The 6,728-nt window shown below is 69.0% G+C and carries 4 protein-coding genes and 3 pseudogenes; 2 read left to right on the forward strand and 5 right to left on the reverse strand.

The genetic code is table 11. The features are described from left to right. The 3 genes from kdpB to kdpF all read right to left on the reverse strand — a co-directional run. Nucleotides 1–1,607 (reverse strand): potassium-transporting ATPase subunit KdpB (kdpB, locus tag M1E25_RS25110; protein WP_251419545.1); only part of this gene is annotated, 1,607 nt, incomplete at its 3' end. Next, on the reverse strand, nt 1,607–3,268 hold the full coding sequence (gene kdpA, locus M1E25_RS25115; protein ID WP_251419547.1) for a potassium-transporting ATPase subunit KdpA: 1,662 nt from the start codon (nt 3,266–3,268) through the stop codon (nt 1,607–1,609). The genes kdpB and kdpA, both read right to left, overlap by 1 nt. Beyond that, nucleotides 3,269–3,358 carry a K(+)-transporting ATPase subunit F gene (gene kdpF / locus M1E25_RS25120; protein WP_251419549.1) on the reverse strand — a complete coding sequence of 30 codons (90 nt, stop codon included), beginning with the start codon at nt 3,356–3,358 and terminating at the stop codon, nt 3,269–3,271. Nucleotides 3,359–3,562: 204 nt separating this feature from the next. Between kdpF and M1E25_RS25125 the strand changes: the two are divergent. Together M1E25_RS25125 and M1E25_RS25130 are read left to right on the forward strand one after the other, a co-directional pair. After that, nucleotides 3,563–4,366: pseudogene (locus M1E25_RS25125) on the forward strand (diaminopimelate decarboxylase family protein); the annotation flags it as partial. After that, a pseudogene (locus tag M1E25_RS25130) lies at nt 4,266–4,825 on the forward strand (amino acid permease); the annotation flags it as partial. The pseudogenes M1E25_RS25125 and M1E25_RS25130, both read left to right, overlap by 101 nt. A gap of 537 nt (nt 4,826–5,362) precedes the next feature. Here the strand turns inward: M1E25_RS25130 and M1E25_RS25135 are convergent. Both M1E25_RS25135 and kdpC read right to left on the reverse strand, forming a co-directional pair. Continuing rightward, nucleotides 5,363–5,880, reverse strand: a pseudogene (locus M1E25_RS25135) (response regulator transcription factor); the annotation flags it as partial. 130 nt (nt 5,881–6,010) lie between these two features. Beyond that, on the reverse strand, nt 6,011–6,667 hold the full coding sequence (kdpC, locus tag M1E25_RS25140; RefSeq protein ID WP_251419550.1) for a potassium-transporting ATPase subunit KdpC: 657 nt from the start codon (nt 6,665–6,667) through the stop codon (nt 6,011–6,013). Nucleotides 6,668–6,728: the final 61 nt, after the last annotated feature.

Genomic DNA, 6,728 nt, shown 5'->3' on the forward strand with positions numbered 1-6,728 from the left:
TCGGCGAGGAAGTCGTCCACTCCCGCCTCGGCGGCGATGGAGCGGGCCGTCATCGGGTTGTCGCCCGTGATCATGACGGTGCGGATGCCCATGGCCCGCATGTGGTCGAAGCGCTCCCGCATGCCCTCCTTGATCACGTCCTTGAGGCGGATGACGCCGAGGACGCGCGCCGTACTCGTCCCTCCGCGCCGGACGACTTCGCCGACGACGAGCGGAGTGCCACCGCCCGAGGCGATGGCGTCGACGATCGGGCCGATCTCGTCCGTCGGGTGTCCACCGTGGTCCCGGACCCACTTCATCACCGCTGTCGCCGCCCCCTTGCGCAGCGCACGGGTTCCGTCCGCCTCGGTCAGGTCCACCCCCGACATGCGGGTCTGCGCGGTGAAGTTCACCCAGGTGGCGTGGCCGAGTTCGCCTGCCGAGCGCTCTCGCAGACCGTGGTGCTCCTTGGCGAACACCACGACGGAGCGGCCCTCCGGGGTGGCGTCGGCGAGGCTGGACAACTGGGCCGCGTCGGCTAGCGCTTCGGTCCCGACGCCTCCGACGGGGACGAATTCGGCGGCCTCGCGGTTGCCGAGCGTGATGGTCCCGGTCTTGTCGAGCAGCAGGGTGTTGACGTCACCGGCCGCCTCGACCGCCCGTCCGCTCATGGCCAGCACGTTGCGCTGCACCAGCCGGTCCATTCCCGCGATGCCGATCGCCGACAGCAGCGCGCCGATGGTCGTGGGGATCAGGCACACGAGGAGTGAGGCGAGCACGATGCCGGTCACTCCGCCGGCGTTGAGCGTGGCCGTGTCCGGGACTCCTGGCTGCGTGCTCTTCGCGTAGACGGCCAAGGGCTGGAGCGTCGCAACCGCCATGAGGAAGATGATGGTCAGCGCCGCGAGCAGAATGTTCAGGGCGATCTCGTTCGGCGTCTTCTGGCGACTCGCCCCTTCGACGAGAGCGATCATGCGGTCGATGAAGCTCTCACCGGGTTTCTGAGTGATCCGCACGACGATCCGGTCCGAGAGAACCTTGGTTCCTCCGGTGACCGCGGACCGGTCCCCTCCCGATTCACGGATGACGGGGGCCGATTCGCCGGTGATGGCCGACTCGTCGACGCTCGCGATTCCCTCGACCACGTCTCCGTCGCCGGGCACGATCTCCCCTGCCTCGATCACCACGACGTCGCCTGTGTGCAGTTGCGGAGCCGGGACGGACTCCGGCGTGCCCGGCCGGCCCGGGGCCCAGTCGGTGAGCCGACGGGCCACCGTGGCGCGTCGTGCCTTCCGCAGTGAGTCGGCCTGAGCCTTTCCCCGACCTTCGGCCACGGCCTCGGCCAGGTTGCCGAAGACCACGGTCAGCCACAGCCAGACCGTGATCAGCCAGGCGAACGGGGACGGGTCCCGCGCGGCGAGGACGGTCGTCCACACCGCGCCGACCTCCACGATCAGCATCACGGGGTTGTGCCAGAGCGTCCGCGGATCGAGCTTGCGCAGCGCGTCGGGGAAGGAGAGCATCAGCCGACGGGCGTCGAGAAGGCCGCCCGTGACGCGGTCCGACCCCTTCTCCGGGATCGTCTCCCCGTGTGTTTCCGCTTCGTGACCCCTTTTGGCTCCGGACATCAGTGGAGTCCCTCGGCCAGCGGCCCGAGTGCCAGGGCGGGAAAGTACGTCAGAGCGACGAGGACGAGTGTGACGCCGGCGAGCATGGCCACGAACTGCGGGCGATGGGTCGGCAGCGTGCCGCCGGTCACCGGGGTCGGGCGCTGCCCGGCCAGTTTCCCGGCCAGCGCGAGGACGAACATCATCGGCAGGAAGCGGCCGAAGGCCATCGCCAGTCCCAGCGCGGTGTTGTAGAAGGTGGTGTCGGCGGACAGCCCGGCGAACGCGGAGCCGTTGTTGTTGGCCGCGGAGGTGAACGCGTACAGCACCTCTGACATGCCGTGCGGCCCGTGGTTGAGCTTGGACATCCGGCCCTCGGGCAGGGCCATGGCAACCGCTGTGCCCACCAGGACGATCAAGGGTGTGGTCAGGAAGTACAGGGACGCGAGCTTGATCTCCTGCCCACGGATCTTCTTGCCCAGGTACTCCGGCGTCCGCCCCACCATGAGCCCGGCCACGAACACGGTGACCACCGCCAGGATCAGCATCCCGTAGAGCCCGGAACCCACACCGCCGGGAGCGACCTCACCCACCATCATGTTCAGCAGCAGCACTCCGCCACCGAGACTCGTGTAGGAGTCGTGGAAGGAGTCCACCGAGCCGGTCGAGGTCAGCGTGGTAGCCGAGGCGAACACGGCGGAGTCGGGAACGCCGAAGCGGACCTCCGTCCCTTCCGTGGCAGCACCCACCGCGGTGGGGACCGTGCCGTGATGGGCCACCTGGAAGCCGATGACCGCGGCCTGGCTCAGGATCGCCAGCATCGCCATCACGGCGACGATCGCATAGCCCTGGCGGCGGTCGCCCACCATCCGGCCGAAAGTGCGCGGCAGCGAGAAACTGACCATCAACAGCAGGAAGATCTCGATCCAGTTGGTCCAGGTCGTGGCATTCTCGAAGGGGTGGGCGGAGTTGGCGTTGAAGAAGCCGCCGCCGTTCGTGCCGAGGTTCTTGATGGCTTCCTGGCTTGCCACCGGGCCGCCGGGGATCGCCTGTTCGGTGCCCGACAGGGTCGTCACCGTCTGCGGTTCGTGAAAGTTCTGGATCAGCCCGCCGGCCACCAGGACCACGGCCGCGACGACGCAGACCGGCAGCAGAATTCGTACGCAGCCGCGGATCAGGTCGACCCAGAAGTTGCCGAGCCCGTCGGTGCGGGTCCGTGCGAAGCCTCGCACCAGGGTGATGGCCACGGCGATGCCGACAGCCGCCGACAGGAAGTTCTGCACCGCCAGACCGGCCATCTGCACGAGCTGGCCCATCGTGGACTCGCCCACGTAGGCCTGCCAGTTGGTGTTGGTCGTGAAGCTGACGGCGGTGTTCCAGGCCAGGTCGCTGTCGACCGCGGGGAAGCCGAGGCTCAGGAACAGATGACTCTGCAGCCGCTGGAACGCGTACAGGAAGAGAACGGAAACGGCGGAGAAGGCCAGGACGCTGCGTGCGTACACCGCCCAGGACTGCTCGCCGTGGGGATCGATACCGATGAGCCGGTACAGGACGCGCTCGACCCGCAGATGGCGGGCCGAGGTGAACACCCGGTACATGTAGTCGCCCAGCGGCCGGTGCACGAGCAGCAGCGCCACCAGCAGGGACAGGGCGAAGACGAGACCCGCACCCGTGCTGCTCATTCAGAACCGCTCCGGCAGGATCAGGGCCACGATCAGGAACACGACCAGGAAAGCGGCCAGCACCAGGCCCACGATGTTGTCCGCGCTCACAGCCGTCCCACCGCCCGGACGATTCCATGGAGCAGGGCGAAGACCCCGACCGTGATGACGACGAACACCACATCAGTCACGCGCCGACTCCTCGACTTGCCCACGCAGCGGTTCCACCGGGGCGCTGGTCCCCGCGCCCTGGGTTCGGCCATCGACGGCCAGTCTGCCAGACACAGGGGTGGAAATACGGTCAAACGCGATCATGTGGCGGCCGGCGGACATGCGGCGGTGCGCACCGGCACGGAGGACCAGAAGTTCGGCCTGTCGATCACCGACGGTTCAGCCCGGCACGCGATCGACAGGATCCTGGGCCAGCCGGGCCTCGACCTCGTCGGGCTGCACGGCCACGTCGGCTCTCAGATCACGACGGTGAAATCGTACGTGGCGGCCGTCCGGCGAATGGTCGGCCTGATGGTCCGGATGCGGGACCGGTACGGTCTCGAGCTTCGCCAGCTGGACATCGGCGGTGGGCACGCCATCGCCTATCGGCCCGGCGAGACCGGCCTCGACCCGGCCCTCCCGGCAGGACGGGTAAGAGCCGAACTCGAGGACGGCTGTGCCCCGGCCCAGCTGCCCGTACCCCGGCTCACCCTCGAGCCGGGCCGCGCCGTGATCGGCCCGGCGGGAGTGGCCGTCTACCGCGTTCTCGCGGTCAAACGCACCGAGCAGCGCACCTTCGTCGCCGTCGACGGCGGCATGAGCGACAATCCCCGGCCCGCGCTCTACGGCATCCGTTACGCACCCAGGCTCGTCGACCGCCGTTCGACGGCGCCGCCCCGCGTCGTCAGCGTCGTGGGGCGGCACTGCGAGGCGGGCGATGTGCTCGCGGACGCCGTTCCGCTCCCCGGCGACGTACGGCCGAGTGACCTTCTCGCCGTGCCCGCCGCGGGTGCCTACCACCTGTCCTGCGGCCAAGTTCCACGACGGTGCATGGCTGATCGTGGTCACCCTGCCGCTGCTGGTCGCCGCTTTCGAGACGGTCCACCGTGCCTACGGCAGGATCGGTGAGCGTCTCGGCATCGGCCGCATTCCCGAACCCCCGCACCGCGACCGCTCGTTGGTCGTCGTCCCGGTGGGCTCCCTGAACCGCCTGACGAGCGAGGCGCTGACCGTGGCCGCCTCGCTCGGCGACGAGGTGCGCGCGGTGACCGTCCGCCACCGCGACCCCGAGGACCGGAACCAGAGCGACTGGCGGTGGACTGGGCGCTCTGGAATCCGGGCATTCCGCTGGAACAGCTGGACTCGGCCCGTCGGACCCCGAGGCATCCCATCGCCGAGTTCGTGCGCGAGCTGACCTTCGCACACCCCGGAACGCGCATCACCGTCCTCATACCGGAGGTCGAGCCGGCACATCTCTGGCAACGTGTGCTGCAGAACCAGCGCGGCGCCGTGGTGGACCATTCCGTGCGCCGGGACACGGACGCGGCCATCTGCAGGCTGCGGTTGAGGATCTCCGACCTTCCCTGACGCGGTGGATGCCACCGGAGCCCCGTACAGCCATGACGAGCGGGGCAGGCCGTGCAGCTCGCCCCGCTCGTCAGTGGAATCAAGGGGCTCCGAGTGCTTTCCGGGGCTTCCTGACGCCTGACCGGCACCCATCGGCACACCCGGTCGGGGGCGGCTGCGGTACCTGCTCTCGAGGCCGTGGACGGGCGCATCAAGCGTCCGTCAAGATCCGCGGCGAGCGCGCCAAGGCTGCGTCAAAGGGCACTGCCGGCGTGACGTCCCCGGGGTCCTCCACCGGCCCGAGCCGTCGGCAGGACGGCACCTGACCGGATGACTCCGAGGGCGGGATACCGTCCTGCACCCGGTGGACCACTCAATCGTCCGGATTGAGTGGTCCACCGGTGACCGCCCCTGCGGTCCCGTCTGCCGTCGACAGCTACCGATCCGGACGCGGCACACGTCAGGGAAAGGTGGTCGACGCCCTGGAGCCCTCCGCCGGCCCGGCGAGGGCGGAGCGCAGCGTCAGCACCGTCGTCATGCCGCCGCGTGGAGATGTCCTACGAACTGCCCGGGATTCCCGACGAGGATCTCGAGCAGGTGCCGTTCGGTGGGAGCGAGCCGAACACCCCTGCCTCTGCGGTTCGCTGTCCCGCCACCGGGTCGACGGAGAGCGAACCGGTTTCGACGGTCGCCCTGATCACGGAGGACTCCTTGATCCGGGTACGACGGACGGCGGCCCGCACGCCGGCGAGCAGCTCGTCCATGGCGAAGGGCTTCGTGACGTAGTCGTCGGCCCCCGCTTCGAGTGCCTCGACCTTCTCGTCGGACGTCCGACGAGCGGAGACCACCACGATCGGGGAGCGGGTCAGCCGCCGTAGCCGGGCGATGACCTCGAAGCCGTCCATGTCCGGCAGTCCGAGGTCGAGGAGTACGGCATCCGGCCGTTTCTCTGCGGCGACCTGAAGACCGGTGGCACCGTCCGGCGCGGTGTCCACGTCGAACTGCCGCGCTCGCAGATGGATGACAAGGGCTCGTACGAACAGCGGTTCGTCCTCGACCACCAGCACCCGGGTCATCGATGTGCCGCCTTTCTGACGGGGGAATTCATGAGGTGCATCGGTGCGCTGCTGGGGCAACGCCGGCGGCGGGATGCGCCGGGCCGAATTCCGGTCCCGTCGGCGCATCCCGCCGTCGTCCGCGAGGTGATCAGTTCCGGATCAGGTCCCGCAAGGCGATGTTGAGCTGGAGCACGTTGACGCGCGGCTCACCGAGGAATCCGGCGATGCGCCCGTCGGTGTGTTCTGCGACCAACTGCCTTATCCGGGCCGTGTCGAGACCGTTGGCCTCGGCGACCCGGGCCGCCTGGAGTTCCGCGTTCTCCGGGGAGATGTGCGGATCGATTCCGGAGGCCGAGGCGGTGACGGCGTCGACCGGGACCCGGGACTCCTCGACACCGTTCAGCTCTGCGTACGCCCGGCGGCGCTCCACCACCGCGTCCTTGAGGACCTTGCTGTCGGCGGCAAGGTTCGAGGCACCGGACAGCAGGATGCTGTACTGCGTGTTCACGCTGTTCGTACCCGCGGCGGAAGGACGCGGCTGGAACCACTTGGGGTCCGGCCGGGCGGCCTCGTCGGAGTCGTCCGGATCCTTCTTCGGCAGATCGAAGGTCTGGCCGTACAGCTCGGAGCCCACCACCTTGCCGTTGTGCTCGACCTCGGACCCGTTGGCGTTGCCGTGGAACAGTCCCTGGGCGATCCCCGTGACCAGCAGCGGGTAGACCACGCCGCAGAGCAGGGTCAGGACGAGCAGGGCGCGAACGCCCGCTCCGAGGAGCCGTCCCGTGTTGGCAGCGGACGTACTCAGTGTCGTCATGGCGTTCACCCGATGCCTGGGATGAGAGTGATGAGCAGGTCGATGATCTTGA

Source organism: Streptomyces meridianus, from assembly GCF_023703325.1.
Lineage (GTDB): Bacteria > Actinomycetota > Actinomycetes > Streptomycetales > Streptomycetaceae > Streptomyces > Streptomyces meridianus.

Bases quoted from the DNA above. Each gene is read 5' to 3' on its own strand.
- kdpA (WP_251419547.1), bottom strand. From the start codon at position 3,268: ATGAGCAGCACGGGTGCGGGTCTCGTCTTCGCCCTGTCCCTGCTGGTG.